Origin of the sequence: Halomarina litorea, from assembly GCF_024227715.1 — an archaeon.
In the GTDB taxonomy this organism is placed as follows: domain Archaea; phylum Halobacteriota; class Halobacteria; order Halobacteriales; family Haloarculaceae; genus Halomarina; species Halomarina litorea.
The window spans coordinates 473,051-497,850 of record NZ_CP100448.1; the positions used below are offsets into that span (position 1 = coordinate 473,051).

Genomic DNA, 24,800 nt, shown 5'->3' on the forward strand with positions numbered 1-24,800 from the left:
TGCGGTCGGCCACGTCAGCCCGTCGGGTCGTCCCCGGCGTCGTCGGGGCCCGTCAGCCCGTCGAGGTCCGCGAGGCCGCCGAACTCGTCGTCTCCGCCGGCTCTATCGCCGCCGTCTTCGTCCGCCCTGCCGCTTCCGTCGTCCGCCTCGCCGTCCAGCCCGTACGTCTCGCGGACGGTCCGGGCCAGCAGGCCGCCGCGTTCGAGCGCGATGTAGACGACGACGAACGGGTGGTCGGCCGGGTCGAGGACGAACACCTCGTAGGGGGGGTCGGCTCCCGTCACGGCCGCGAGCAGGGGGTCGAGGGGTTTCGTGCCGTCGCGGAACTCCTCGAACAGGTCGCGCTGGCCGGGTTGGTCGGCGAAGACGTAACAGACGCCGTTGACGTCCCCGTCGGTGCCCCGCGTGAGGCGAGAGTTCATCGCCTCGCCGCCGTGCTCGGCCTCGCGCCAGCACTCGACGGCCGCCTCGAAGAGGTTCGTCACGTCGCGGGCGAACGCGAAACGTGTCCGTTCGACCACCTCGCAGGCGTCGAAGCGGGGTCGCTCGCCGGTCCAGTCCACCTCGCACGCCACGAGGTTGCCGGGTTCCACCGCGGCGACGTGCTCCGCGAGCGGGTCGTCGTAGCCTGTCCGGGCGACGTACGTCGGGTCGGCCGTCTCGGGGTCGAGGAGGAGGAACTCGTCGGCCGCGCGCGTGCTGTCGAGGACGCGGAGTCGGTCCATCGGCGGCACTATCGGGCCGCGGCCTAATTCGCTGTCGAAAACGACGCGCCTACCGGTGTCGGAGATACGCGTTCACGCCCGCCTCTGCCGCCTCGCTCACGAGACGCCGAATCGTACTGTCGCCCTCGCCCCATCCGACGGTGGTTTCTGCGCTGTCCATACCCCCTGTTGGTAGTCAGACGATAAGTACTTTCTCTATATAGTGACCTTCAGTTCAAATCGCACACTACCCGGAGGTTGACGGCGGTGGCCCGCGTAGGCGAGGTATGCGCGTCGTCTCGCTGTTGCCGTCGGCGACCGAACTCGTCTACGCCCTCGGCGTCGAACCCGTGGCCGTCTCTCACGAGTGTGACTACCCGCCAGAGGCGGCGGAGAAGCCCGCCGTGAACGCCGCCCGCGTGGACGCGAGCGCGTCGAGCGCCGAGATCGACCGACAGGTCCTCGCCGCCGAACGCGAGGGGGGCGGCGTCTACGAACTGAGACTCGACGTCCTCGCGGCGGCCGACCCGGACCTCGTCGTCACGCAGGGGCTCTGTGACGTCTGCGCCGTCGACGAGGTGCTGGTCGAGGAGGCCGTCGACGAACTGGGGCTGGACTGCGAAATACTCACCACCGACCCCCACAGCCTCGCGGACGTCCTCGACGACGTCCGCAGGATCGGGGCGGCGACGGGCCGCGAGGACTGCGCCGACCAACTCATCGCGGACCTCCGGGGGCGAGTCGAGGCGGTCCGCGAGACGGCCGCCCGTGCCGACGAGCGTCCCCGGACGCTCGTCCTGGATTGGTTGGACCCCGTGATGACGGCGGGCCACTGGGTGCCCGAGATGATCGAGTGGGCGGGGGGCGAGTGCGTCCTCCCCGCCGACGCGTCCACGCCCCGGGAGTGGGAGACGGTGCGCGAGGTGGACCCGGAGGTGCTCGTCGCGGCGCCCTGCGGGTTCGACCTCGACCAGACCGCCGAGAACCTCGCGGACCTCACCGACCGAGAGGGGTTCGCGGACCTGACGGCCGTCCGCGAGGGGCGCGCCTACGCGATGGACGGCCACCAGTACGTGAACCGACCGGGCGTGCGCCTCGTGGACTCACTCGAGTACCTCGCGGCCCTGCTCCACCCGGACCTGTTCGAGACGCTGCCGGCGAGCGCCGCCCGACCCCTCGACGCCCTCCGCACGGTGTCCGACGGCACGCCCTGAGATGGCGACGCTCGAACTCCCCGCCGAGGTGTACGACGCCGTGGTCGCCCACGCTCGCGAGGGCGCGCCCGAGGAGGTCTGCGGGGTGCTCGGGGGTCGCCGGGAGGCTGGGACCTGTCGCGTCTCACGCGCCGAACGAGTCCCGAACGTCGCTTCGACGCCGGAGACGCGCTACCAGTTGGACCCGGGCGACCAGTTGGCGGCCATGCGTGCCGTCGAGGACGCCGATGGGGAGGTGGTGGGGTTCTACCACTCCCACCCGAGGGGGCCGCGGCGACCGAGCGCCACCGACGAGGCGCAGGCGACGTGGCCCGACGCCTCCTACGTCATCGTCTCGCTGGACGGGACAGCGCCGTTCGTGGGGAGCTGGCGCTGGACGGGCGAGCGGTTCGAGGAGGAGGCGGTCCGGGTCGACTAGTCAGTCCGCGTCCACCGAGCAGGTGTCCTCGTAGGTCACGTCGTGGACCGACTCGATGTCGGGGTCCTCCCCGCAGACCGGGCAGTCGGGGTTCTTCCTGACCTCGACGGTGTCGAACGTCATGTCGCCCGCGTCGTAGAGGATGAGCCGGCCGTCCAGCGTCTCGCCGTAGTCCATCGCGAGCTTGACCGCCTCGGTCGCCTGGATGCAGCCGACGGTCCCCGGGAGGACGCCGAGGACGCCCGCCTCGGCGCAACTGGGGACCGTCCCGGCGGGGGGTGCCTCGGGGAAGAGACACCGGTAGCAGGGGCCGTCCTCGCGCGCCTCGAAGGTCGTCACCTGTCCCTCGAAGCGCAGGATGGCGCCGTGGGAGAAGGGGACGCCCGCCAGCGTGCAGGCGTCGTTGACGAGGTAGCGGGTGGCGAAGTTGTCCGACCCGTCGACGACGATGTCGTACTCCCCGATGAGGTCCTCGACGTTCTCGCTCGTAACGCGCGTCTCGTGCGTCTCGACGGTCACGTCGGGGTTCTGCTCGGCGACGAAGTCCGCGGCGGATTCGACTTTCGACCGGCCGATATCGCTCTCGCCGTGGATGACCTGTCGCTGGAGGTTCGAGCGTTCGACGACGTCGTCGTCGGCGATGCCGATGGTCCCGACGCCCGCGGCGGCGAGATACTGGATGACCGGCGACCCGAGGCCGCCCGCGCCCAGACAGAGGATGCGGCTGTCGAGCAGGCGCTGTTGGCCCGCCGGCCCCACGTCGTCCATGATGATGTGCCGGGAGTACCTGTCTAGCTGTTCCGGGTCGAGCGAGAGGCCACTCATGGCCGAGGAAGGACGGGGACGCTGATAAGCGTCCGGCCCGTTCGCCTCAGAACTTCTGACTTCGGCCGCCGTCCTCCCGCCTGCCCCGACCGGTGATGGCGAGGACGACGGCGAGGACGACGGGCGAGAGCGCCGCCGTCACCGCCGCTCCGAGGATGAGCAGCAGGGAGGTCGGGTCGACGTCCGGCCCGCCCTCGCCGGACCCGCCTCCGCCGCTGGCGTTTCCGGACCCGTTACCGGAGGCGTCGCCGCCGGTCTGGCCACCACCGCTCCCGTTGCCGGTGGCGTTGCCTGCCCCGGTGCCGTTCCCGCTCGTCTGGTTTCCGGTCGACTGGTTCCCCGTCGTGGCGTTTCCAGCCGTCGCATTGCCGGCCGTCGCGTTCCCCCCAGTCTGATTCCCCCCGGTCTGATTCCCCCCGGTCTGGTTCCCACTCGTCTGGTTGCCACCGGTCCCGTTCCCCGCGGTCTGGTTGCCGCTCTCGTTACCTTGCTGTGCGCTCGCCGCGCCGGTCGCGGCGCCGAGGGCCGCCGCGCCCGCGCCAGCACTCGCCTTCAGGAACGTCCGCCGGTCGTAGCTGTCTCCGGTGTTCACGGTTGTCGGGGTGGTTCTTGCCCCGGTCTTATCACCCTTACCGAACTGGTCCGGCCCGAACGGTTAGGTCGGCGCACACGTTCCGGGAGACATGCAGAAACTCGTCTTCGGGCTGAACCGTCCCGACGACACCGACTTCGAGGCGTTCCGGGAGTACTGGCTGGAGGAACACGCCCCCATCGCCGCCGAACTCCCGGGTCTCCGCCGGTACACCGTCTCCTTCCCCGACGATCCGGACCGCTCGCAGTACGACGGCCTCGCGGAACTCTGGTTCGACGACCGGGCGGCACTCGACGCCGCCCTCGCGAGCGAGGCAGGGGAGGCGACGGCGACGGACCTCGCGAACTTCGCCGGCGACGACGACATGCTCCAGTTGGTCGTCGAGGAACACGTCGTCGTCGAGTAGCCCCGAAGGGTCGGCGGGGGCGCGGCGCTCACCGCCGTCACCGGTGCGCATCGCGCTTCGGTTGGCCAACCGGGCTTCGCTCGGTGACGTCGCCACCTTCCTCGGCGTCCTCTCGCGGAGCCACGGGCGACGTGCGCTCTCGGGGTGGTGAGCGTCGGGTCCGCGACCAGCCGGAATCGTGAGTATTGATAACACGGGACAACGCTATGTCGCTCCGGCCCCGTACCTACCCGTATGAGCACCACGACACTCCCCGACCCCCTGCGGGAATCGCTCGTCAGCGCCTCTCGCACCGCAATCGGTGACGACCTGCGGAGCCTCGTCTACTTCACGCCCGACGAGTTCGAGCAGTTGTACCTGCGAAGCGACCTCGAACGCGGCGCGGCCCTCGACGCCTTCGTCGAGAACGAACGCCACGGCGTGGACGCCCAGCAGACCTACGGCGACACGGAACTGGGCGACTACGAGTACACCGTCCGGGCGTTCTCCCACGGCTACGTCGTCCGCGTGATGCACGGCGACCGGGGCGCGTTCGCGACCACCGACCGCATGCCAATCGCCCAGTTCGAGGAGGTGGCGACGGCGATGCGGAAGGTACTGGCCGAGAAGTGAAACACATCTCTCCTCCGTTTCGAGTCCGATAGTTGGTCGCTCCCGTCTGCCCTGTCGGATTTGAACCAGACCTCGCACCTCCCAGTTGCTCGACAGTTCAAATCCGGGTCGGCCCCTCCGACGCGAGTTGCTCGGCTCTCGCACACGCCTCGCTGCCGCTCGGCGGTGCTCGATGGTGACGCGCGTCAGAGATGGGCCCTGCCGGATTTGAACCAGAGGAAGACGGACCGCTCGCTCCGCTCGCGGTTGCGACTTCCTTCATTCAAATCGGCAGCGGTGATTCGACACGACGCGCTGACGCGCGTCGGTCTCATGGGCCCTGCCGGATTTGAACCAGCGATCACCCGGTGTCCCACGGACCTGCCACGACGACAGCGAACCGATATGAGCCGGGGGCTGTAACCAGACTTAGCTAAGGGCCCTCGTTTTCGCGTGAACGCCCCGTCGTCAAGTAGTTTCCTCTCCCTCGCCGACAGACCCAACCGTCCACCCTGCCACTTCCACGCATGCACCCCGAGAAACGCGCCCGACTCGACGAGTTCCTCGACGAGGAGGACGTCGAGGCGGTCTGGTTCGCCCGCTCCGCCTCCTTCGCGTGGCTCACCGGCGGCGACAACGTCGTGGACCGCGCGGGCGACGTCGGCGTCGCGGCGGTGGGCTACGACGGCGACGGACTCGAAGTCGTCACCGACGACATCGAGGCTCCCCGACTGCGAGCGGAGGAACTCCCCGACGACGTGCCCGTCGAGGCCTACGAGTGGTTCGGCGCGACACTGGGGGAGGCCGTCGCGGAGCGAAGCGCCCGCCCCGCCGCCGTGGACTTCGACGTGCCGGGGTCGTCGTTCGAGGACCTCGACGCCTCGCCCCTCCGCCAACCGCTGACCGACGACGACTGCGAGGCCTACCGTGCGTTGGGCCGGGAGACGGCGGAAGCCGTCGAGGCGGTCTGCCGCGAGTGTTCGCCCGAGGACACCGAACGCGAGGTGGCCGCCGACCTGCGCGAGCGACTGGCGCGCGCGGGCATCGACTCCCCGGTGGCACTCGTCGGCGGAGAGGAACGCGCCCCCACGTACCGCCACTACACACCGACGGACACCGAAATCGGGGGGTACGCGCTGGCGTCGGTGACGGCCCGGCGCGGCGGCCTGTACGCCAGTTGCACCCGGACGGTGGCGTTCGACCCGCCCGAGTGGCTCGAAGAACGTCACGACGCCGCCTCCGCCGTAGAGGTGAGCGCCCTCGCCGCGACCCGCGCGGTGGGGTTCGAGGGCTCCCCCGAGGCGGCCAAGGAGGCGAAAGGCGGCACCGCGGGCGACGTGTTCGCGGCCCTCCAGTCGGCCTACGAGGCGGTCGGCTGGCCCGACGAGTGGCGACGGCACCACCAGGGGGGCGCGGCGGGGTTCGCGGGCCGCGAGTGGATCGCCACGCCGGGGGGCAAAGCGCCGGTGGTCCTCCCGATGGGCTACGCGTGGAACCCGACGGTCGAGGGGGCCAAGAGCGAGGACACGGTGCTCGTCACCGGGGAGGGCTACGAGGTACTCACGGCGACCGACGGGGGAGACTGGCCGACCCAGTCGGTCGATGCGGTCGGGGAACTCGACGACGGCACCGACCTCGAACTCGCCCTCGACCGGCCCGCGGTGCTCGAACGGGAGGGGTAGTTCGCGACCGAGTCAGTTCTCGGCGGTCCACTTCGCGTCGGCGAGCGTCCGCTGGACGGCCTCGCTCCCGACGGCCCGCGCCAGCGTCTGGAACCCCGCGCGCTCCTCGCCGTCTCTCGCCTGTGCGACGAGTCGCGAGACGATGAACTCCGGGGTGGAGCGCCCGAGCGTCCCGAACCGGGGCTGGTAGTCCACCTGCAGGTCGAGGTCCGGCGTGAGGCCCTCCGCGAAGATACCGTCGATGCGCGCCACGTCGGGCAGCGGTTCGAGGTCCTCGGCGAGGTGGGTGACGAACACCCCCAGCGCGTCGCGTTCGACGGTCAGCGTCACGAGACCGTGGAGCAGGTCGGCCGCGCTCCCCGGCTCCGTGATGGCCTCGAACTCGTCGACGAGCATCAGCGTCCGCCCGCCGCCCGTCAGCGGCGGGACGACCGACCGGAGAGTGGATTCGAGGACGCCCGCGTTGAACGAGGCGTGTCGCCGGTGGAAGACCAGCGAGTCCACCAGCGACACCTCGGCGCGCTCTGCGGGGACGGGCAGACCCATGTGCGCGAGGAGGGCGACCTGACAGAGCGTCTCCAGCAGGGTCGTCTTCCCGCCGGAGTTCGCCCCCGTCAGGACGCCCACCCGGTCGCCCGTCGGCACGTCGGACAGGTCGTGGTCGCCCACGGCGTAGGTGACGGGCTGGACGTCCACCCCGGCGGCCAGCAGGTCGAGGCTCCGCGCCGCCTCGACGGCCAGAACGCTGTCGCTCTCGGCCCCGCCCTCGCCCGTCGTGAGCGTCGGTCGCCGCAGGTCGAACGCCAGCGCGAACCGGGCGAGCGACACCTGCACCGCGATGTCGTCGACGGCCTGCACCGCCGCGTCCACGTCCTCGCGGGCCGTCTCGACGGCCGCCTCCAGTTCCTCCCGGACGGTCGCCTCGCGTTCGTCCACCCGTTCGCGGAGTGCGCGCGCCAGTCCGCGGAGCGTCTCGGAGACGAAGTCGGCGGCGTCCGTCGCCTCGCCGGGCATCGCCTCCCGGACCGCCGCCCCCTCCACGCCCGTCTCGTCGGTGACGTGACGGGCGAGTGCGTCCCGGAACGCGCTCGCGTCGCGGGCCGTCCCCTGCACCGCTTCCAGCACCTCGTCGGGCGCGGCGGCCATGTCCTCGACACGGCCCAGATCCGCCCGCAGGCGGTCGAGTTCGTCGTCCGCGCCCGTCTCGACCGTCCCACCGTCCTCGGGAAGCGCCCGGAGCGCCACGCCCGCCTCCGAGAGCGCGTCCGCGTCGAGGTCCGCGAGCGGGGCGAACACCCCTTCGCGCACGCCCACCTCGCGCAGGGCGAGGGCCGTCTCGACGCTCGCGGCCTCCCCCCCGGCACGGCTGTCGTAGCCCGAGAAGGCGTCGAGGACCGCCTCGCGGGTCCCCTCGTCGAGCGCTCGCCACGCCTCGACGGCTGCCATCGTCTCGTCCAGCCGGGACTCGATGGCCTCGCGGTCGGTCAGCGGCGTCAGCACCCGTAACTGGTCTGCGGCGTACTCGGTGATGGCGAACGACTCGACGAGTTCCACCACGTCCCGGTACACCGCCCGCGCGTCCCGCGTCGCGAGCAGGTCCAGTCCTTCGCCCCCCTCGACCCGCCGGAGGATGCGCGTCGCGCGCCCCCGACTCACGCCCGCGCCGACGAGCGCACGGCTGTCCGCCGCCTCGATGGCCGCGATGGCGGCTTCCTCGCCCAGTTCCTCTCGGAGCGCCCCGGCGGTCTTCGGTCCGACCCCCCAGTAGTCCTCCAGTCGCATTGTCTCGTGGTTTCGCCCCGACGGCTTAACGCCGCCGGGGTCTGCCCGCCTCGCCTCCCCGTTCGCCTCGTCCGGGCGCAACAGCGAACCTCTTGCGGCCCCTCCCTGTCCCATGCAGCACCGACGCGGCGCGGTCCGGCGCGCGTGGGATGCGGTGGCCGACGACTACGCCGCCAGCCGGCGCGCCGACGGTGAGGACGCCGGACTCGTCGCGGACTTCCTCGCGGGATAGCAGGCGGTATCGACGGGGTACAGCCGACGCTGGCGACGTAGCTTCCCAAAGAGTAGTGAGCGCCACCGCCAGGGCTCGAACACGCCCGGAGGTTCCTGCTCGCCTCACGACATTCGGCTCCGCGGACTGCCTCCGGTCTGCTCGACCTCTCGACGCGGCACTCACGGAACGGTCGCTCGCGGACGAGACCGCTCGCAGAAATGTGAGCGCCACCGCCAGGGCTCGAACCTGGGACAACCTCGTTAACAGCGAGGTGCTCTACCAGCTGAGCTACGGCGGCTCGATTCACCATTGCCGCAGTTGCTTCATAGGGGTTTCGCTTCGTCACGCCTTCGACACGAAATCGCACGGCCCCACCCCATCGACACGCTTTCACCCGGTAGCGGCGAACCCCCAGCAATGACCGAGCGCGACGAGCCAGCGGGCGACGACGTCGAGGCCGTCCTCGCGGCGGTCCGCGGGCGGGTCACTCCCGACGCCGACGAGCGCGAGCGCCTGCGGGCGGTCGCGGACCGGGTGATGGCCGACGCGCGCGAGGCCATCGTGGACCTGCCCGTCGAGGCGGACGTGGTACAGGTCGGCTCGACGGCCCGCGGGACGTGGGTGGCGGGCGACCGGGACATCGACGTGTTCGTCCGCTTCCCGCCGGACGTCGCGCGCGAGGACCTCGAACGCTACGGATTGCAGGTGGGCCGGGCCGCGGTCCCCGACGGGCGCGAGGAGTTCGCCGAACACCCCTACATCAAGGGCGAGGTCGAGGGGTTCGACGTGGACCTCGTGCCCTGCTACCGACTGGAGCGCGCGACGGACATCCGCTCGGCGGTGGATCGCACGCCGTTCCACAACGCCTACCTCGCCGAGCGCATCGGCCCGGACCTCGCGGACGACGTGCGCGTCGCCAAGGCGTTTCTGAAGGGCGTCGGCGTCTACGGGAGCGACCTCCGGACGAAGGGGTTCTCGGGGTACCTCACGGAACTGCTCGTCCTGGAGTACGGGGGCTTTCGCCCGCTCCTCGACGCCGCCCGCGACTGGCTCCCCCCGGTCGAACTCGACCCGGAGGGCCACGGCACCCGCGTCCACGACGACCCGCTGGTCGTGGTCGACCCCACCGACCCCGCACGCAACGTCGCGGCCGTCTGCTCGGCGGCGAACGTCGCCCGCCTCACGCACCACGCCCGGCAGTTCCTCGCGGCCCCCGACGAGTCGGTCTTCGACCAGTCGCCGCGCAACCCGCTCACGCCGGAGGCGATGGCCGCCGAACTCGATCGGCGCGGGACGACGGCCCTCGCCGTCGTCTTCGACGCGCCTGCCCTCGTGGACGACCAGTTGTACCCCCAGTTAGAGAAGTCCCTCGGCGGTATCGTCGGCGAACTCGACCGACGCGGGTTCGACGCCCTCCGAGGGACGGTGCTCGCCGCGCCGGAGGCGGAGCGCACCCGTTCGCTCGACTCCGCCGCAGGGGACGACGGCGACGACGGCGACGACGGGGACGTGCCCATCGCCGCCCTGTTCGTCGAGTGTGCCGTCGCGGAGCGCCCGCGCGTCGAGCGCCACGAGGGCCCGCCGGTCCACGTCGACGCGCACGCGGCCGGCTTCTACGAGACGTACGCGGCCGACGAGTCGGTGTACGGCCCGTTCGTCGACGGCGACCGCTACGTCGTCGAACGCGAACGCGAGTTCACGACCCCGGAGGTCCTCCTCGCGAGCGACGCACTGTTCGACGTGGCACTCGGCGTCCGCGTCGAGTCGGCACTCCGGGGCGGCTACGACGTACTCGTCGGCGAGGAGACGGCGGTGCTGGCCGACCGGTTCGGCGCCGACCTCGCGGCGTACTTCGACCCGCGGCCCTGACCCGGTTCCGTCTCTACTCCAGGTTCAGCGCCTCGCGGACGTCCGTGACGACCGAGCGCGCCCCGTCGTTGGCGTCCCGGTCGGGCGTCATCGGGTCCCGGCCCATGAAGACTTCGTGGACCATGCTGACGCTCTCGGCGAGACACTCCAGTCCGTACCCCCCTTCGAGGACGAACGCGAGTGCGGCGTCCGTCCCCTCGGCGAGGTCGATACAGCGCTCGGTGAGCAGGCCGTACCCCTCCGTCGAGACGCGCATGCGGGAGATGGGGTCGCGTTCGTGGGCGTCGAAGCCCGCGCTCACGAGGAAGAGGTCGGGGTCGAAGCGCTCGACGGCGGGCGCGACGGCCTCGTCGAAGCCGTAGGCGTACTCGGCGTCCCCCGCGCCGGGGGGGTACGCGAGGTTGAGGTTCGCCCCCTCGCCGTCGCCCGTGCCGGTCTCCGGGACCTCCCCCGTGCCGGGGTAGAGGCCGCGCTCGTGGACCGAGGCGTAGAACACGTCGCCCCGGTCGTAGAAGATGTCCTGCGTGCCGTTGCCGTGGTGGACGTCCCAGTCGAACACCGCCACGCGCTCCGCGCCCGCCTCGAGGGCGGTCTGTGCGGCGACGGCGACGTTGTTGAAGAAACAGAAGCCCATCGCGTCGTCCTCGACGGCGTGGTGGCCCGGCGGCCGGCCGAGCGAGAACGTCGTGTCGTTGCCGTCGGCCCCGTCGAGGGCCTCGAGGGCGGCCCACTGCGCCAGCCCCGCGCTGGCGAGGGCGGCGTCCCACGTCGCCTCGACGGCCACCGTGTCGGCGTCCCACGATCCGCCGCCGCCCTCGCAGAACTCGCGGACGGACTCGACGTAGTCGGCGTCGTGGACGGCCTTCACCGCCTCGACGCTCGCCCGGTCGGGGTCGTCGTAGACCACGCCGTGGAGGCGCGAGAGCGCCCTGCGGATGGCGCGGAGGCGGTCCGGTCGCTCGGGGTGGCGAGCACCTGTGTCGTGGTCGAGACAGACCTCACGGTAGCCGAACCTCATTCGAAGTGTGGGATGAGTTCGAAGTACGCCTCGACGTCGGCGGCGACGACCGTCCGTCGGTCGGCGTGGCGAGCGAGGACGGCCGCGGCGGCCGCCACGTCGTCGGCGTACTGCTCGAGGACGGCCGCCAGCGCGACGCGGGCGTCCATCGAGACGCGATACCGGTCGTCGATGTCGAGCCGAGCGATACGGTCGACGGGGGCGATGGGGAGTTCGAGACCCACCTTCCGGCCCTCGGCCCCGAAGTCGGCCGCCATCAGCGTCTTGCGACCGTCGTCGGTCGCCCGCTCGGCGGCCTCCACCGCCAGCCGCGCGCCGTGGTCCTGGATGCGTCGCGCGAGCGCCTCGGCGGCGTCGGCGCTCACCCGGAGCTCGTCCGCGTTCCGCCGGATGATGGCGTCAACCGGCGCGAACGGAAGCTCGACGCTCATAGCGTGACACGGGACTGTCGCGGGCTTAAGCGTTCCGCGTCCGGCAGTCGCTGCCCGCCGCCCAGGTCGGACCCGCATCCGGCCCTCGCGAGCGACCCCGCTGTTCGCCGTGACAGCGCGCCCTCAGCGGGTGACGGTCCGGCAAAGCGCTTTTCCGAGCGCGTGATATTAGCCCGGTGGAACCGAGAGTACACACTGTGCAGGCGGCCGGAGGGCCGCCGACACCCACCACCCCCATCGTGTCCGGGGCGCACCAGACGGTCTAGACGCGTTCCACCACCCACGATGACCGGACCTACAGCCGGGGACGCGATCCGTCCTCACGACCACACGGGCGCCGCCGCCGACCCGCTCGAACTGCTCGCGGACGGCGACCGCCGCCGACTCCTTCGCACACTCGCAGACGGCGCCGTCGACGCCGCCGACCGCCTCGCCGACACCGAGGGGACGACGCGGAAGCACTACCGCCACGTCCACTTGCCGAAACTCGACGACGCACGCGTCATCGAGTGGCGACCGGCCACCGACTCCGTCGAGAAGGGACCGCGGTTCGACGCGACCGAACCGCTCCTCCGGGCCGTCACCGAGTGGGCCGGCGTCGACGACGGCGTCGAGCAGGCGGGCTGACCCGACCTCCTCCCGGGGTCGCCCTTAGAACACCTCCTCGGCGTCCAGTCGCCCGTCGGTCAACCGCCCGCGGACGGTGATCTCCTGACCGAGACGCACGTCCTCGCTCGTCAGGACGGTGACCGTCTCGCTCCCGTTGTCGAGCATCACCGGGTCGCCCGTCTGGACGACCGTGCCCGTGAACTCGACGGGGCCGTCGTCGGCCGCTTCCTCTCCGACGTCGACGGTCGCCCCGGCGTCGTCGGTCGCTTCCTCTCCGACGTCGACGGTCGCCCCGGCGTCGGCGTTCCCGCCGTCGTCCCCGGAGTTCGACCCGTTCGCGAACGCCGAAAGACCGGTCTCGGTCGCCCCGGTGTCGGTGTCCTCGGTGGTACGCTCCCGACTCGCGCTGGCGCTCCCCTCGTCGAGGACCGAGACGGTCGAGCGCCACCCGGCGGACGCCTCGAGGTCGTCCTGCCAGCCGTCCTTGATCTCCACGTCGGCGAACAGTACCTCGTCGCCAGGGCCGATGTCGGCGTCGGCCTTCTCGCCCCAGAGGGCGACGCGCACGTCGCCGGACTTGTCCTGGACGCGGACGTTCCGCACCTGCCCCTCGGAGCCGTCGTCGCGGTCGAACGTGCGCTTGGGGTCCGCAGAGCGGACGACGCCCGCGATGTCGGCGACGGTGTCGATTTCTAGGTCGTCGATGGGCGTCGTCTCGGGGACGTAGGTGACCTCCTCGTCGATTTCGGTTATCTTCCCGCGCTCGCCCACGTGGAGTTCGAGCGCGCCGTCGCGTTCGCGCACGTAGCCGTCGACGATTTCGACGACCACTCCCTCCGAGAGGTCGTCGGCGGTGTCTGCCTGCCCGTCCCACATCGTCACGCGCACGCGGTCCGTCTCGTCGCCGAGGACGAGGTTCGACACCTTCCCCTCGGAGCCGTCGTCGCGCGAGAACGTCCGGACGGGTTCCGTCCCCAGAACCTTCCCCCGGAGGGTGACGTCGCTCTGGCCGAGCGAGAGCGACTCGACGGTCCCCGGTTCGCCGAGGTCGACGTCGATGTCGACGTCCTGTTCGCCCTCGACGCGGGTGGCGGATACCTCCAGCCCGTTGTACCCCTCCTTCGGCCGACCCGAGATGCGGAGGACGTCCCCGGGCGCGAGTTCCTCCGTCGCGGCCTCCGCGTCCTCGTCCCAGAGGGCCACGCGCACGCGGCCCGTCTCGTCGGCCACCTCGAGGTTCAGCACCTTCCCCTCGCCCTCGTCGCGTTCGAAGGTCCGGAGGTCGCCGACGCTGACCACCTTCGCGAGGAACTTCACCTCCTCCATCCCCGGTTCGATGTCGGCGACGCCGTTGACGTCGTCGTCCGTCAACTCGCTGGCGAGGAGCATCGCCGCAGTCTCCTCGTCGACCAGTCCGTTCATCTGCTCGACCTTCTCGGCGACCGCCTCGCGGAACTCCTCCTCCTCGACATCCGCCTCGAGGTCGGCGTAGACGTCCTCGATAGAACCCATTAGTTCGCTCATGGCAACAGCGCTGTTAATCCTTGTCGGTCCGTGCGACAATGCATGGTCCGGGATGGTCCCGGCCTCCCGCAAAAACGTTCGGGAGTGGTGCGAACTCGCGGGTGTGAACTTCTGGGTCCGAACTACCGGGTGCGGACTCGCCGGTCTGTGCCCTCGCCCGTCTCGACGACGCCGTCGAACAGCGAGGTCAGCGTGGCGAGGGTTCGCTCGCCGTGGGCGTCCGGGTCGACGTGGAAGTGTGCGTGCGCGCCCACGGCCGCCGTCCGCCAGGTGAGGACGTGCAGGAACCGGTAGGCCCGTTCGAGCGAGACGTACTGGAGCAGCGCAGTCAGCGAGTCGAAACAGAGCACCGTCTCGGTGTCGTCGCCGCCCCACGACGAGAGGTGCTGGCTCAGCGTGATGCCGATGCCCGTCAGGTCGTCGGGGCTCTCGGCGGATTTGAGCGCGTGGTTCTGGCCGGTTACCTCGCCAGCGGGGAACGACGAGGCGGCGGCCGACCGCGTGGTGTCCTCGACGCCCACGACGGCGGTCCGGCCGGGGAGCCCCCCGACCTCCGTGGTCCACTCGCTCAGCCACTCCTCGGCCGACTGAGTGTAGGTGACCGCGAGCAGGTCCATCCGGTCGAGGTCGTCGCTCACGTCGTGACACGCGTCGAGACAGGCACCGGTAGCGGCGTATCCCATCGATGGCGTCTGGTACAGCACGTTGTCGCAGGTGGTGAGTGCCCCCTCACCCACCGACGACTGGTAATCGTCCGTCGCGCCCATTCGTATGAATGTAATATTACTGTGTGATAACTGTATCGCTAGCGATGTTCACGGGGACGGACGAACCGTAACCGACTTAACTGGAAGGCCGGTACGAAAGGATGAGTCCTGGTAGGGTAGTGGACTATCCTCTTGGCTTGCGGAGCCAGGGACCGGAGTTCAAATCTCCGTCAGGACGTTTTCAGGTGCGCAACGTCGCGAGCGTAGCGAGCGACCGCGCACCGAAACGCCGCGCGGTGATTTGAGCAGACGAGACGAGCGCCAGCGAGTCTCGGCGCGTTCAAATCTCCGTCAGGACGCTTACTTCACAACCGCAGAGCGGTTCGCTCGTGCGCGCCCTGACGTGCCTCACGCTCGTTTCGTCGCCGGCGCTTCGCGCCGGCTTCCAGCGGGACCTTCGGTCCCGCGCAGCTCGCGTGAGACTCCGTCAGGACGCTAAATCTGTGAGAAATTTTCGCCGAGAACTGTCTGTCTCTTCTCCGCCGAACCAGACGGTCATCGAGGAACGACCATCGACCTCACTCCCGACGGACGGCGAGGTGGGACCGCCCGTCCTCCTCGTCCCGGCATCCCGCCGGAACTGCTGTCATGCAGAGCACGGTTCGGCTGTCCGAACCGTACCACTCCCGTGTGGGGGCGACCGGGGAGTACTTTGTGGCTCCTCTCGGCGGGAGGGAGCGTCACGACGTCGAATACGCCGGGTAGGATTCGCCGGACGGTACGGGGTCGCTCGTCGTCGCCCGGGGCGAGTAGGGCAACGTTTCTTGTCGACGGCCCCACTGGTGAGTGACGATGACCGACCCCACGCGCCGTCGGGTGCTCGCCACCGGTGGTCTCCTCGCCGCCGGGGCGACGGGGGCCGTCGTCGGGTCGTCGCTGCTGGGTGACGGTGGGAACCGGACGCCCGAGCGCACCGACGCGAACCGCACGCGCACCGCCGGGTCAGCCACGGCCACCCCCGGGTCCGACGCGACGGGCCGGGAGGACTTCGTCTGGGCCGAACGCGACCTCTGGCGCGAAGCGGGCCTGCGGCGCAACCTGCTGGCGTTCGCCGCCCGGAACGGCCTCGCGATGATGGTCGCACAGGCCGACGCGACGGACCGCGATGGGGTCGACCGCCTCTCGACGGTCCTCGATGCCGCCGCCGCCCGCGACGTCCCCGTCTGGCTGAACACGGGCGTCCTCAAGAGCCTCACCGCCGAGGCGTTCGTCTCCGACCCGGACGCCCGCGAGCGACACCTCGACGCCCTGCGCAGGGTGGCCCGACGGTACGGCGAGGCGATGCCCGAGGGTCGACTCGTCCTCTGGCAGGAGGCACCCGTCGCCGGCGACTGGGTCGAGGGCGGCGCGTGGAACGACCAGTCCGTCGAGAACCTCCAGTCGTACGGCCCGGAGATATTCGAGGCGCAACTGGCGGCCGTGAACGAGGCGGCACCGGACGTCGCGGTCGGAACCTTCCTGCACTTCCCGTACGTCGTCGAGTCGCGCCAGCCGGCGGTGTTCGCGGACCTGATGGACGCACTCGCGGACCGGGACGCCCGCCCCGACTTCGTGTTCACCGACTTCTACCGCGGGTGGTACGAGAAGGACGTGGGTCCCGGCCCCGCGAACGCCGCAGTCCGGAGTCTCGTCGCGAACGCGCGGCGACACGCCGACGCGCCCGCCCTCTTCCTCGGGCAGGCCCACACCGTCAACCCGCGGCACACGCCGAGCAAAGCCGCGATGCGGATGGACCTGCGCGCCGCCACGGGCGCGGGCGCGGCGGGCGTCGGATGGTACGCCCGCACCGCCTACAAGCAGACCCGGACGGGCTTCGACCCCTACCTCCCGAACCGGGCCGGGGAGGACGCCGTCCCCGACGCCCCGCGGGTGAACACGCTCACCGTCGCCCGCGACCGTTACCTGTTCGCCTACGCCCAGACGCTCGCGACGGCGAGGGGTCCCGACGCCCGCCCCCGGGTGGACCTGTGGCTCCACGGCTCCTCGCTCGGCTTCCACGACCACGCCGTCTCGGTCCGGACCGCCGAGGGGTGGACGTTCGTCGGCGACGTCTCCGGGTACGCCGCCGGCACCTACGCCGGCGACGGCGACCACGTCTCCGTGTTCCACGCGCTCGACGACGTCCGGTTCGTCCGCGAGGGGACCCTCGACGTGCGAATCGAGACGCCAGACGACGGGAACGCGGGCCACCTCCACGGGGTGTCCGTCCTCCCGTTCGACGCGGGCCTGTACGTCTCGGAACTCGAGGCGACCCGTCTGGTGGCCGACCGCGACGTCTCGCCCGTCGCCCGCGGGACGCGATCGGTCGACGCCGCCCTCGACCCCGGCGGGCGCGTCGAGGTGTCGGTCCCCGTGAGCGACCCGGACCGCCCGCTCGCGTCGCTGGTCCACCCCGGGTGGGGCGACACCCTCGACGCACTGGCGTCGGCGGAACGCTCGGCGGGGTTCGACCCGGACGCGGCGTTCGACCTCTGGGTCGTCGGGCGGGGTGCGGCGGGGGCCGTCGCCGACCTCGGGTCGCTGTTCCCGGACGCCGCCTCGGCACCCGAACCGGCCGCGACGGCGTCGGGCGATGGGACGGCCGTCGCCTACGGCCTCTCGCGGGAGTCGATACTCGGCGAGTACGCGTCGGTGACGCTCGGGGAGGCGCTAGACCGCGCGGGCGACGGCGTTCGCGCCCTGTACGCGATGCCGTACTTCGGTCGCGACGACTTCTACGCGCCCGGCCGGGCCGCCCGCCTCGTCCGGGAGATGCCTGGGCAGGTGGAGACGTTCAGCGTCGCCACGAAGCGACGCTGAGGCGGCCGTCGAATCAGCCCATCGGGAAGAGGACGCGACCGACCATCGACATGACCGTCTCGCCGTCGTCGTTCGTCGTCACCGTCCGTGAGTGGACGAGGCCGATACCCTCGCGGAACGGCTCTTTCTCCAGCACCTCCGTCTCTATCGAGAGCGTGTCGCCCGGGCGGACCGGGTTCGGCCAGCGCAGTTCGTCCACGCCCACCGCGCCGAGCGCGCCCGACTCGTTCAACTCGCCGTCGACGAGCATCCGCATCGTCATCGCGGCGGTGTGCCAGCCGCTGGCGACGAGGCCGCCGAACATGGACGACTCGGCGGCCTCCTCGTCGACGTGGAACGGCTGGGGGTCGTACTGCCCCGCGAACCGCAGGATCTCCTCGCGCGTCACCTCGTACTCGCCGAACGAGCGCGTCTCGCCGACGGTGACGTCCTCGTAGGTCTGGTCGTGGCTCACGGCCCACCCGTCTCGGCGGCCCCCGATAAGCGTTCGCAGGCGGGGCGGACTCGTGGTGCGAGAGACACTTGCCCCCGCGGGCGCACGGACGGGTATGCACGGGACCGACGGCGCGGGCGGGGGACCGGGCGAGTCCGAGGAGTCGGTCGCGGAGCGCCGCCTCCACGCCGGCGTCGTCCTCTACGACGCCGGGGAGTACCACGCCGCCCACGACCCGTGGGAAGCCCACTGGCTGGCGCTCGCGGACCGCGAGGACACGCCCGAGGACGGCACCGAACGTCGGTTCTTCCAGGGACTCGTCCAGACGACGGCCGCCGTCTACCACGCCCGTCGGGGGAACTGGACGGGCGCGACGGGCCTCGCCGCGGGCGCACTCGGCTACCTCGACGGTCTCGGTGAGACCTACCGCGGGGTCGCCCTCGCTCCGGTCAGGCAGTACCTCGAAGCCCTCGCCGCGGACCCCGAAGTCGTCGAGCGCGGCCCCCCAGTCAGACTGACCGTCGCGGGGCGGGCGCTCGACCCCGCGGACCTCCCGTTCGACGCGCTCGTTCTCGCGGTCGAGGCGCTGGTCGAGGAGTACGCGCTCGACGGGGCGATGGTGGAGCGGGCAGTCGAGTTCGCCCGGGCGGACCTGGACGAGGGGCGGGCGACCAGTCCGTTCGTCGCCCTGCTGTACGACCTCGTGGAGGGGCGAAACCGGGGGCTGGTCGTCCGGCGACTCGGCGAACACGTCGACCGGCGCGAGCACCGGGAGTCCGACGTTGCCGGCCTGTTCGACGTGGGTGGGGGCGGGGACGAGGGTGAGGGCGAGAGCCAGCGGGAGCACTGACCCGACCGGGCGAGGTCAGTCCGTCGGGTGCTCGGTCCCCGACTCGGCGGCCGTCCGGCGTTCCTCGCGCACGCGACGGTGGAGCGAGAGGGCACAGAGTATCGAGACGAGACCGGCGGCAACGGCGACGGCGAAGGCGACCCGGTAGCCGGTCGCCGTGTAGACGCGCGTGCCGCCGACCGTCTCGCCGGTCCAGTAGGCGTCCAGCACGGCACCGAGGACGACGGGGAACGCCGCGGCCCCCGCCCAGCCCATTGTGTTCACGATGCCGACGACGGTTCCGCTCGCGCCGTCCGGGTGGCGCTCTTTCATGACGGCGAACGCGAGGGGGACGCCGCCCCGGAGGACGCGCCCGAACAGGAAGACGACACCCACCAGCAGGAGGGGAATCGAGCCGAAGACGGCGAAGACGCCCCACGTCGCCGCGAACACGACCGTCGAGAGGACGATGAGTTCAGTCCGGCGGCCGAGGCGGTCCGAGAGCCACCCGAACACCGTCGGCCCGACCATCCCCCCGACGTTGCCCACGAGCAGGTAGACCGACGCCTCGGTCACGGAGATGCCGTACGTCTGGACGAGATACGGGATGCCCCACAGGCCGAAGACGGTGATGCCGACGCCGGTCATGAAGAAGAGCATCACGCCGATGAGCCACGTCTCGGGTTCGCGGAGCGCCGCGATGGTGTGTCCCTTGAGGTCGTTCGCGGACACCGCCGGACGGTCGGGGACGCCGTCGATGGGTTCGAACCCGGCCCGTGCGGGGGTATCGTGCGACAGGAGGACGACGCCGAGTGCGACCAGCAGACCGACACCCCCCAGTCCGGCCATCGTGGGCCGCCAGCCGAGGGTCGTCACGGCGACGGCGAGCGGCGTCGTCGCCGCCAGCCCCCCGAGGATGCCGACGGTGAACGTGATGCCGGTCATCGTCCCGAACTCGTCCGGGCGAAACCAGTTGGCGCAGAACCGGAGGACGGTGACGAACAGCACGCTCGCGCCCAGCCCCACCAGCAGGCGGCCGAGGAACGCCACCGCGTAGGTCCCGCTCAGGCCGAACGCGAGCGCTCCCCCGGACATGAGCGCCGTCCCGCCCGCCGCGATGACCCGCGCGCCGTAGCGGTCCGTGAGCAGTCCCGCCGGCACCTGGAAGGCCGCGTAGAGGTAGAAGAAAGAGGCGTGGAGGAGGCCGAGACTCGTTCCGGTGGTGTCGAACGACCGCATCAACTGCTCGGAGAGGACGGCCGTCGACGAGCGGTGGAGGCTGACGAGGAAGAACGCCGCCGCCAGCAGGCCCCAGCCGACCCATCGGCGTCGGGCGGGAGACGAGAACAGGTCCATGATCGGTGGTCGCACGGTTCGTGGGCGAGTGACATAAACGACCCCTCGACTGGTGGACGGGACGACCGACTCCCCGTGAACCGTGGCTTCCCCAGTTTCCACCGGGACTCGTGACGGTCCGGGCACCGCCACCGGTCAGAACCATCGACTGGACAGAAGTATTGCGAAGGCACGATCGATTCGAAATTCGTTCAGCAAACATCGGGATTTTGAAACTGATTCCAGAACACTTACCCGTGTGGTTCACCCTTGTCTATTCGTAATGGCAAACGGTACGGTTGACTTCTTCAACGACACGGGCGGCTACGGTTTCATCGAGACTGACGACTCTGACGACGACGTGTTCTTCCACATGGAAGACGTCGGCGGCGAGGACCTCACCGAGGGGACGGACATCGAGTTCGACATCGAACAGGCCCCCAAGGGCCCCCGCGCGACGAACGTCGTCCGCGCATAAGCGTTCGCACCGTCGCCACACGGCGACACCGCGTATCACAGCTTTTGACGAACCCGACACCGGAGAGCGACCGCTCTGGGAAAGAGGGATCTACAGTCTCTGGAGCTTCAGGTCAGAACTGTCGAGCGTTCGACTCCGGGTCCCAGACGACGACCGGAGGGGTGGCTTTCGGTTAGTCGCCGTGCTCCGCCGAGTTGTCCTGCGGGTCGTACCCCAGCACCTCGCGCGCCCGGTCGATGGAGTAGTACTTGCGGTCGTTGTCGGAGATGCCGTAGACGATTTCGTAGTCGTACTCCGCCTTGACACAGCGGTCGAAGAGGTGCGCGCAGTCGCGATACGAGAGCCACATCGCCTGTCCGCGCTCGTAGTCGATGGGCGGGTGGCCCTTCGTGAGGTTCCCGATGCGGACGCAGACGACCGACAGGTCGTGGTGGTCGTGGTAGTAGCGCCCGAGAGTCTCGCCGGCGGCCTTCGAGACGCCGTAGAGGTTCGAGGGCCGGGGGAGTTCTGACCCGTCGAGGCGGTACTCGCTCTCGGGGCGGTAGATGTCGGGTTTGCGCGACTCCTCGTAGGCACCGACGGCGTGGTTCGAGGAGGCGAACGCCACCTTCTCCACGTCGGCGTCGACGGCGGCTTCGAAGACGGCGTGGGTGCCGTCGATGTTGTTGTGGAGGACGCTGTCCCACGGGGCCTCGGGACGCGGGTCGCCCGCGAGGTGGACGACCGCCTGCACGTCGTCCATCGCCTCGCGGAGGGTCTCCTCGTCGGTGATGTCCGCGGTCACGTAGTCGAACTCGGTCAGGTCGCCCGTCGGCGGGTCGCGGTCGAGCAGTCGCCAGTCGTACTCGTCGCCGATGGTGTCGAGGATGGCGCTCCCGACGCGACCGGCGGCCCCCGTGAGTAACACCCGGTCCATTCAGGCGACGAGAGGTGAGTGGGGGGCAAGAAAGGAGCGGTTCCGTGGAGCGAGCGAAGTGAGCGACACGGAGCAGGGAGCACCGAAGGTGTGACCGAGTTCTACGGAGGGAGCGAACGCAGTGAGCGACCGACGTAGAATCAGTGAGACGAACGGAGTGCGTCTCACGCGATTCCCGCGAGCACAGCGAGCGGGGGTACACGGGTACGCTCCGCGTCCCGCCCAGTTCCCGCGAGCGAACGCAGTGAGCGACCGACGTAGAATCAGTGAGACGAACGACGCGCGGCGCGACCGTCGGGAGGGCCGCGACGAGGCGAGCGGTGGAACCGCGAGCAGTGCGTCTCACGCGATTCCCGCGAGCACAGCGAGCGGGGGTACGCGGGTACGCTCTCACTCCCCGTCGAGCAGGCCGAGTACCGTCTCGCGAAGGTCCGCGGGGTCCTCGGCCACCGCGTCCGCCCCCTCGATGGCGGTGGCCGCCTCGTCGCGCCGGAAGCGGACGACGGTCGCGCCCGCGTCGGCCCCTGCCCGGACGCCGTGGGCCGAGTCCTCGACGACGATGCACTCCACCGGGGCGACGTCGAGTCGTTCGGCGGCGTGTTCGTAGACGCCGGGCGCGGGTTTCCCCGGCCCGTCGACGTCCATCGCGCTCACGACGGCGTCGACGGGGAGGTCGAACCGGTCGACGACGGCCCGAATCCACTCGCGGGGCGACGAGGAGACGATGGCGACGGCGTGGCCGCGGTCCCGGAGGGTCGCGAACAGGTCGGTCACGCCGGGCGTGAGAGTCACCCGTTCGCCGTACACCTCGTCGGCGGCGTCGTCGAACAGGCCGGCGTAGTGCTCGACGTCCTTCGGGAAGCCGTACTCGTCGGCGAGCTCCCGCAGGCTCTCGCGGTAGTTGCGGCCCGTCACCTCGTCGAGCGAGGGCGTCCCGCGTTCGGCGTCCACGAACACCTCCTCCCGCCAGACGCGCCGCCAGTGGGGTTCCGAGTCGACGAGGACGCCGTCCATGTCGAACAGCACCGCGCGGAATCGAGTCACGGGTGGAGTTGGTGATGCGGGGGGAAGGTGGTTCCGGGAGGCCGGCGGTCGGTCGGCACCCGTGGCTCTCGACCGCGGAGAACGGGGAGAAGACGCGAATCGTCAGTCGTGCTTGGATTCGAGGCGGGCGAACGCGAGCGACCCGGAGATGTTCTCGATGTACGCCTCGACGACGTCGCCCTCCTGTGCGCCGGGGACGAAGATGGTGTACTTGCCCTTCTCGGAGACGCCGTCGCCCTTGCGGCCCGTGGAGGTGATCTCGAGCGTGTAGGTCTTGCCCTCCTCGACGGCCTCTCGCTGTTGCTGGTCCTGGCTGGTCCGGCGCTGCTTCGAGACGGGCCGGAAGGCACCACAGGCGTCACAGCGGAGCATCGGCGTGCGGTTCTCGGTGACGAGTCGGGTGTCGGGGAGGCCACACTCGCCACAGAGCACGTACGTCTCGACGTAGCTCTCGATGGTGGCGTCGAAGTCGGACCCCGAGAAGTTCCCGTTGTAGCGCCCGACGCCCTCCTCGAGTTTCCCGTTGGTGCCGAGTTCGCGCTGGACGAACCGGTGGACGTGGTCGGTCTCGCGCGAGAGGGTGTCCGCGATGGCTTCGAGGTTGGTCAGGCGGGTGAACGCGCCGTCCTTCTGCGCTTGCGCGTCCGGTACGGAGAGTCGCTCGCCGCTGCTTTCGATGTCCGGGACCTCGTCCATGGCCCGGCCGAGGCTCGATTCGTAGTCCATAGCGGGTGAAAGGTGATTCGCACCTAAACCCGTTGCGTGATGGACCGCCACACACCACACGACCGGGAGTGGCGGTCTCACACTGTCTCGCCCGCCTCGGCCCCGACGGGACGCTCGCGGTTTCGCGTCCCTTTAGTCCCGTCGCCGACCACCCCCCACATGAACCCGACCGACCGGGAGGTCGCCTGCTTCGAGGCCGGGGTGAAGTTCGGCACGCTCTACCACCAGTTCGCCGGCACGCCCGTCAGTCCCGCGAGCGCGCCCAGCCTCGAACGGGCGATGGAGGACGCCATCGAGAACCAGCCGTACTGCGAGGCGGTGTCCGTCGACATCCTCGAGGACGCCCTCGACACCACCCACGGCTACACGGAACTCACGGGCGAGTACATGGAGGTGCGGATGCGCATCGAGTACGACGGCTGTACCGTCCACACCGAGATGGCGATGGAGGACGGCTATCCCCTGATGCGTGTCGTGGACGTCCACGAGGGCTGAACCGGCGCGCCGGGACCCCGCGCAACCGCTATCCCCGCCGAGGGCCTCCCGGTCCCATGGTACTGCACGCGATATCCGACCTCGACGAGGCGTTCGAGGCGACCCGCGACTTCCTCCTGCCGTTCGACGCCCGGACGTGGCTGCGCCTCGCCGTCGTGGTGTTCTTCGTCGGCGGCGCGAGCGCCCAGTTCTCCGGGACGAACTTCCAGTTCTCCGGAGACGACGTGCCGGGCGAGTTCGGCGAATTCGGCGAGTTCCCCGCCGCCCTCCCCGTCGACCTCCTCACGCTGGCGGTGGCGCTCGTCGCCCTCGGCGTTCTCCTCGCGCTGGGCTTTCTCTATCTGGGGAGCGTGATGGAGTTCGTGCTGCTCGACGCGGTGCGGCGCGACTCGCCCGAGGTCGCACTTCGCCGGTCGGTCCGGCGGCACGCTCGCCGGGGCCTGCGACTGTTCGGGTTCCGGGTCGCACTCGGTCTCGCCGTCCTGACGACGGTGGCGCTGCTCGTCGCACCCGTCGTGCTGACGCTGGCTGGCGGCCCGACCGACCCGGCGTCCGTGGGCATCGTCGTCCTCGTCGTCCCGCTGGTACTGCTCGTCGCGGGCCTCGCGGCCGTCGTCGACGGGTTCACCGCCGCGTTCGTCGCGCCCGTGATGCTCCTCGAATCGCGGAGGGTCGTCGCCGGGTGGCGGCGCTTCTGGCCGACGCTCCGTCGGGAGTGGAAGCAGTACCTCGCGTACGCGCTGGTCGGCGTCGCGCTCAACTTCGTGGCGGGTATCGGCCTCGCCGTCGTCGGCACGCTGGTGGCGTTGACGCTCCTCGTCCCGTTCGGACTGGTCGGCGGCCTCGTCGTCCTCGCCGCCCTCGGGACCGGCGGCCTCTCGGTGCTCGCGGGTGCGGCGCTGGCGGGTATCGGCCTACTGTACGTCGCCTGCCTGCTCGTCGCGCTCGCGGTGGCCCTCGTGCCCGTGCGGACCTACCTGCGCTACTACTCGCTGTTCGTCCTCGGGGACACGGAGGCGGCGTTCGACCTCGTCCCCGCGGCGCGGGCGCGGACCCGGCCCGAGACGGCCAGGGACGAGAGCGCCTGAACTGACCGAAC

General features: G+C 70.6%; 25 protein-coding genes and 3 tRNA genes. 13 read left to right on the top strand and 15 right to left on the bottom strand.

Features of this window, described 5'->3' with window-relative positions; genetic code table 11:
• Window positions 1-14: 14 nt before the first annotated feature.
• Window positions 15-725: a DUF6663 family protein gene (locus tag NKG96_RS02580; RefSeq protein ID WP_254536896.1), complete on the bottom strand. Its 711-nt coding sequence runs from the start codon at window positions 723-725 to the stop codon at window positions 15-17.
• Between the two features lie 266 nt (window positions 726-991).
• Between NKG96_RS02580 and NKG96_RS02585 the strand changes: the two genes are divergently transcribed.
• The gene (locus tag NKG96_RS02585; protein WP_254536897.1) at window positions 992-1,918 is read left to right on the top strand and encodes an ABC transporter substrate-binding protein; all 927 of its coding nucleotides are present in this window, start codon (window positions 992-994) and stop codon (window positions 1,916-1,918) included.
• 1 nt (window position 1,919) lies between these two features.
• Window positions 1,920-2,336 carry a desampylase gene (locus NKG96_RS02590; protein ID WP_254536898.1) on the top strand — a complete coding sequence of 139 codons (417 nt, stop codon included), beginning with the start codon at window positions 1,920-1,922 and terminating at the stop codon, window positions 2,334-2,336.
• Here the strand turns inward: NKG96_RS02590 and ubaA are convergent, their stop codons facing one another.
• Window positions 2,337-3,161: an SAMP-activating enzyme E1 gene (gene ubaA / locus NKG96_RS02595; RefSeq protein WP_254536899.1), complete on the bottom strand. Its 825-nt coding sequence runs from the start codon at window positions 3,159-3,161 to the stop codon at window positions 2,337-2,339.
• 46 nt (window positions 3,162-3,207) lie between these two features.
• Window positions 3,208-3,753 carry a hypothetical protein gene (locus NKG96_RS02600; RefSeq protein ID WP_254538176.1) on the bottom strand — a complete coding sequence of 182 codons (546 nt, stop codon included), beginning with the start codon at window positions 3,751-3,753 and terminating at the stop codon, window positions 3,208-3,210.
• Between the two features lie 91 nt (window positions 3,754-3,844).
• Between NKG96_RS02600 and NKG96_RS02605 the strand changes: the two genes are divergently transcribed.
• Both NKG96_RS02605 and NKG96_RS02610 read left to right on the top strand, forming a co-directional pair.
• Window positions 3,845-4,159, top strand: a complete 315-nt coding sequence (locus tag NKG96_RS02605; RefSeq protein WP_254536900.1) for an EthD family reductase — start codon at window positions 3,845-3,847, stop codon at window positions 4,157-4,159.
• A gap of 234 nt (window positions 4,160-4,393) precedes the next feature.
• Window positions 4,394-4,771: a DUF7522 family protein gene (locus tag NKG96_RS02610; RefSeq protein WP_254536901.1), complete on the top strand. Its 378-nt coding sequence runs from the start codon at window positions 4,394-4,396 to the stop codon at window positions 4,769-4,771.
• A gap of 313 nt (window positions 4,772-5,084) precedes the next feature.
• Here NKG96_RS02610 and NKG96_RS02615 read toward each other — a convergent pair.
• Window positions 5,085-5,193, bottom strand: a tRNA-Ile gene (locus NKG96_RS02615).
• Window positions 5,194-5,277: 84 nt separating this feature from the next.
• Here NKG96_RS02615 and NKG96_RS02620 point away from each other — a divergent pair.
• Window positions 5,278-6,432, top strand: coding sequence for a M24 family metallopeptidase (locus tag NKG96_RS02620; protein ID WP_254536902.1), 1,155 nt, complete (start codon window positions 5,278-5,280; stop codon window positions 6,430-6,432).
• Window positions 6,433-6,444: 12 nt separating this feature from the next.
• Here the strand turns inward: NKG96_RS02620 and NKG96_RS02625 are convergent, their stop codons facing one another.
• Together NKG96_RS02625 and NKG96_RS02630 are read right to left on the bottom strand one after the other, a co-directional pair.
• A complete protein-coding gene (locus tag NKG96_RS02625) occupies window positions 6,445-8,214 on the bottom strand; it encodes a MutS-related protein (RefSeq protein ID WP_254536903.1) in 1,770 nt (589 codons plus the stop codon).
• A gap of 439 nt (window positions 8,215-8,653) precedes the next feature.
• Window positions 8,654-8,726, bottom strand: a tRNA-Asn gene (locus NKG96_RS02630).
• A 119-nt stretch (window positions 8,727-8,845) separates the two neighbouring features.
• Between NKG96_RS02630 and cca the strand changes: the two genes are divergently transcribed.
• Window positions 8,846-10,297, top strand: a complete 1,452-nt coding sequence (cca, locus tag NKG96_RS02635) for a CCA tRNA nucleotidyltransferase (RefSeq protein WP_254536904.1) — start codon at window positions 8,846-8,848, stop codon at window positions 10,295-10,297.
• Between the two features lie 13 nt (window positions 10,298-10,310).
• Here cca and NKG96_RS02640 read toward each other — a convergent pair whose 3' ends face one another.
• Both NKG96_RS02640 and NKG96_RS02645 read right to left on the bottom strand, forming a co-directional pair.
• Window positions 10,311-11,315: a histone deacetylase family protein gene (locus NKG96_RS02640; RefSeq protein ID WP_254536905.1), complete on the bottom strand. Its 1,005-nt coding sequence runs from the start codon at window positions 11,313-11,315 to the stop codon at window positions 10,311-10,313.
• Window positions 11,312-11,746, bottom strand: a complete 435-nt coding sequence (locus NKG96_RS02645; protein ID WP_254536906.1) for a histone family protein — start codon at window positions 11,744-11,746, stop codon at window positions 11,312-11,314. Before NKG96_RS02645 ends, NKG96_RS02640 begins: the two co-directional genes overlap by 4 nt.
• Before the next feature lie 285 nt (window positions 11,747-12,031).
• On the opposite strand from NKG96_RS02645, the gene NKG96_RS02650 reads away from it, so the two are divergent.
• Window positions 12,032-12,373: a hypothetical protein gene (locus tag NKG96_RS02650; protein WP_254536907.1), complete on the top strand. Its 342-nt coding sequence runs from the start codon at window positions 12,032-12,034 to the stop codon at window positions 12,371-12,373.
• Window positions 12,374-12,397: 24 nt separating this feature from the next.
• Here NKG96_RS02650 and NKG96_RS02655 read toward each other — a convergent pair whose 3' ends face one another.
• Both NKG96_RS02655 and NKG96_RS02660 read right to left on the bottom strand, forming a co-directional pair.
• Complete coding sequence (locus NKG96_RS02655; protein ID WP_254536908.1) at window positions 12,398-13,867, bottom strand: single-stranded DNA binding protein; 1,470 nt, start codon at window positions 13,865-13,867, stop codon at window positions 12,398-12,400.
• A 134-nt stretch (window positions 13,868-14,001) separates the two neighbouring features.
• Window positions 14,002-14,646, bottom strand: a complete 645-nt coding sequence (locus tag NKG96_RS02660) for a DUF7504 family protein (protein ID WP_254536909.1) — start codon at window positions 14,644-14,646, stop codon at window positions 14,002-14,004.
• A gap of 105 nt (window positions 14,647-14,751) precedes the next feature.
• Between NKG96_RS02660 and NKG96_RS02665 the strand changes: the two genes are divergently transcribed.
• Window positions 14,752-14,824: transfer RNA gene (locus NKG96_RS02665), tRNA-Arg, on the top strand.
• 614 nt (window positions 14,825-15,438) lie between these two features.
• Window positions 15,439-17,445, top strand: coding sequence for a hypothetical protein (locus NKG96_RS02670; RefSeq protein ID WP_254536910.1), 2,007 nt, complete (start codon window positions 15,439-15,441; stop codon window positions 17,443-17,445).
• A gap of 13 nt (window positions 17,446-17,458) precedes the next feature.
• On the opposite strand, the gene NKG96_RS02675 is transcribed toward NKG96_RS02670, so the two are convergent.
• Complete coding sequence (locus tag NKG96_RS02675) at window positions 17,459-17,899, bottom strand: MaoC family dehydratase (RefSeq protein WP_254536911.1); 441 nt, start codon at window positions 17,897-17,899, stop codon at window positions 17,459-17,461.
• A 94-nt stretch (window positions 17,900-17,993) separates the two neighbouring features.
• Here NKG96_RS02675 and NKG96_RS02680 point away from each other — a divergent pair, with 94 nt between their 5' ends.
• Entirely contained in the window at window positions 17,994-18,728 is a 735-nt protein-coding gene (locus NKG96_RS02680) for a DUF309 domain-containing protein (RefSeq protein WP_254536912.1), read from the top strand.
• A gap of 15 nt (window positions 18,729-18,743) precedes the next feature.
• On the opposite strand, the gene NKG96_RS02685 is transcribed toward NKG96_RS02680, so the two are convergent.
• Window positions 18,744-20,063 (bottom strand): MFS transporter, encoded by a 1,320-nt coding sequence (locus NKG96_RS02685; RefSeq protein ID WP_254536913.1) that lies wholly within the window; start codon window positions 20,061-20,063, stop codon window positions 18,744-18,746.
• A gap of 262 nt (window positions 20,064-20,325) precedes the next feature.
• On the opposite strand from NKG96_RS02685, the gene NKG96_RS02690 reads away from it, so the two are divergent.
• On the top strand, window positions 20,326-20,520 hold the full coding sequence (locus tag NKG96_RS02690) for a cold-shock protein (RefSeq protein ID WP_254536914.1): 195 nt from the start codon (window positions 20,326-20,328) through the stop codon (window positions 20,518-20,520).
• 172 nt (window positions 20,521-20,692) lie between these two features.
• Here NKG96_RS02690 and azf read toward each other — a convergent pair whose 3' ends face one another.
• From azf to NKG96_RS02705, 3 genes are all read right to left on the bottom strand, one after another.
• Window positions 20,693-21,436 (bottom strand): NAD-dependent glucose-6-phosphate dehydrogenase Azf, encoded by a 744-nt coding sequence (gene azf, locus NKG96_RS02695; protein ID WP_254536915.1) that lies wholly within the window; start codon window positions 21,434-21,436, stop codon window positions 20,693-20,695.
• Window positions 21,437-21,826: 390 nt separating this feature from the next.
• Window positions 21,827-22,480 (bottom strand): HAD family hydrolase, encoded by a 654-nt coding sequence (locus NKG96_RS02700; RefSeq protein WP_254536916.1) that lies wholly within the window; start codon window positions 22,478-22,480, stop codon window positions 21,827-21,829.
• A 102-nt stretch (window positions 22,481-22,582) separates the two neighbouring features.
• Complete coding sequence (locus NKG96_RS02705; RefSeq protein ID WP_254536917.1) at window positions 22,583-23,206, bottom strand: translation initiation factor IF-2 subunit beta; 624 nt, start codon at window positions 23,204-23,206, stop codon at window positions 22,583-22,585.
• 159 nt (window positions 23,207-23,365) lie between these two features.
• Between NKG96_RS02705 and NKG96_RS02710 the strand changes: the two genes are divergently transcribed.
• Together NKG96_RS02710 and NKG96_RS02715 are read left to right on the top strand one after the other, a co-directional pair.
• Window positions 23,366-23,701 (top strand): dihydroneopterin aldolase family protein, encoded by a 336-nt coding sequence (locus NKG96_RS02710; RefSeq protein ID WP_254536918.1) that lies wholly within the window; start codon window positions 23,366-23,368, stop codon window positions 23,699-23,701.
• Between the two features lie 56 nt (window positions 23,702-23,757).
• Window positions 23,758-24,789, top strand: a complete 1,032-nt coding sequence (locus NKG96_RS02715; protein WP_254536919.1) for a DUF7544 domain-containing protein — start codon at window positions 23,758-23,760, stop codon at window positions 24,787-24,789.
• Window positions 24,790-24,800: the final 11 nt, after the last annotated feature.

What these genes read in the sequence shown, in the direction of transcription:
- NKG96_RS02580 (WP_254536896.1), bottom strand. Translation starts at nt 725, where the DNA reads ATGGACCGACTCCGCGTCCTCGACAGCACGCGCGCGGCCGACGAGTTC.
- NKG96_RS02585 (WP_254536897.1), top strand. Translation starts at nt 992, where the DNA reads ATGCGCGTCGTCTCGCTGTTGCCGTCGGCGACCGAACTCGTCTACGCC.
- NKG96_RS02590 (WP_254536898.1), top strand. Translation starts at nt 1,920, where the DNA reads ATGGCGACGCTCGAACTCCCCGCCGAGGTGTACGACGCCGTGGTCGCC.
- ubaA (WP_254536899.1), bottom strand. Translation starts at nt 3,161, where the DNA reads ATGAGTGGCCTCTCGCTCGACCCGGAACAGCTAGACAGGTACTCCCGG.
- NKG96_RS02605 (WP_254536900.1), top strand. Translation starts at nt 3,845, where the DNA reads ATGCAGAAACTCGTCTTCGGGCTGAACCGTCCCGACGACACCGACTTC.
- NKG96_RS02610 (WP_254536901.1), top strand. Translation starts at nt 4,394, where the DNA reads ATGAGCACCACGACACTCCCCGACCCCCTGCGGGAATCGCTCGTCAGC.
- NKG96_RS02620 (WP_254536902.1), top strand. Translation starts at nt 5,278, where the DNA reads ATGCACCCCGAGAAACGCGCCCGACTCGACGAGTTCCTCGACGAGGAG.
- NKG96_RS02625 (WP_254536903.1), bottom strand. Translation starts at nt 8,214, where the DNA reads ATGCGACTGGAGGACTACTGGGGGGTCGGACCGAAGACCGCCGGGGCG.
- cca (WP_254536904.1), top strand. Translation starts at nt 8,846, where the DNA reads ATGACCGAGCGCGACGAGCCAGCGGGCGACGACGTCGAGGCCGTCCTC.
- NKG96_RS02640 (WP_254536905.1), bottom strand. Translation starts at nt 11,315, where the DNA reads ATGAGGTTCGGCTACCGTGAGGTCTGTCTCGACCACGACACAGGTGCT.
- NKG96_RS02645 (WP_254536906.1), bottom strand. Translation starts at nt 11,746, where the DNA reads ATGAGCGTCGAGCTTCCGTTCGCGCCGGTTGACGCCATCATCCGGCGG.
- NKG96_RS02650 (WP_254536907.1), top strand. Translation starts at nt 12,032, where the DNA reads ATGACCGGACCTACAGCCGGGGACGCGATCCGTCCTCACGACCACACG.
- NKG96_RS02655 (WP_254536908.1), bottom strand. Translation starts at nt 13,867, where the DNA reads ATGGGTTCTATCGAGGACGTCTACGCCGACCTCGAGGCGGATGTCGAG.
- NKG96_RS02660 (WP_254536909.1), bottom strand. Translation starts at nt 14,646, where the DNA reads ATGGGCGCGACGGACGATTACCAGTCGTCGGTGGGTGAGGGGGCACTC.
- NKG96_RS02670 (WP_254536910.1), top strand. Translation starts at nt 15,439, where the DNA reads ATGACCGACCCCACGCGCCGTCGGGTGCTCGCCACCGGTGGTCTCCTC.
- NKG96_RS02680 (WP_254536912.1), top strand. Translation starts at nt 17,994, where the DNA reads ATGCACGGGACCGACGGCGCGGGCGGGGGACCGGGCGAGTCCGAGGAG.
- NKG96_RS02685 (WP_254536913.1), bottom strand. Translation starts at nt 20,063, where the DNA reads ATGGACCTGTTCTCGTCTCCCGCCCGACGCCGATGGGTCGGCTGGGGC.
- NKG96_RS02690 (WP_254536914.1), top strand. Translation starts at nt 20,326, where the DNA reads ATGGCAAACGGTACGGTTGACTTCTTCAACGACACGGGCGGCTACGGT.
- azf (WP_254536915.1), bottom strand. Translation starts at nt 21,436, where the DNA reads ATGGACCGGGTGTTACTCACGGGGGCCGCCGGTCGCGTCGGGAGCGCC.
- NKG96_RS02705 (WP_254536917.1), bottom strand. Translation starts at nt 23,206, where the DNA reads ATGGACTACGAATCGAGCCTCGGCCGGGCCATGGACGAGGTCCCGGAC.
- NKG96_RS02710 (WP_254536918.1), top strand. Translation starts at nt 23,366, where the DNA reads ATGAACCCGACCGACCGGGAGGTCGCCTGCTTCGAGGCCGGGGTGAAG.
- NKG96_RS02715 (WP_254536919.1), top strand. Translation starts at nt 23,758, where the DNA reads ATGGTACTGCACGCGATATCCGACCTCGACGAGGCGTTCGAGGCGACC.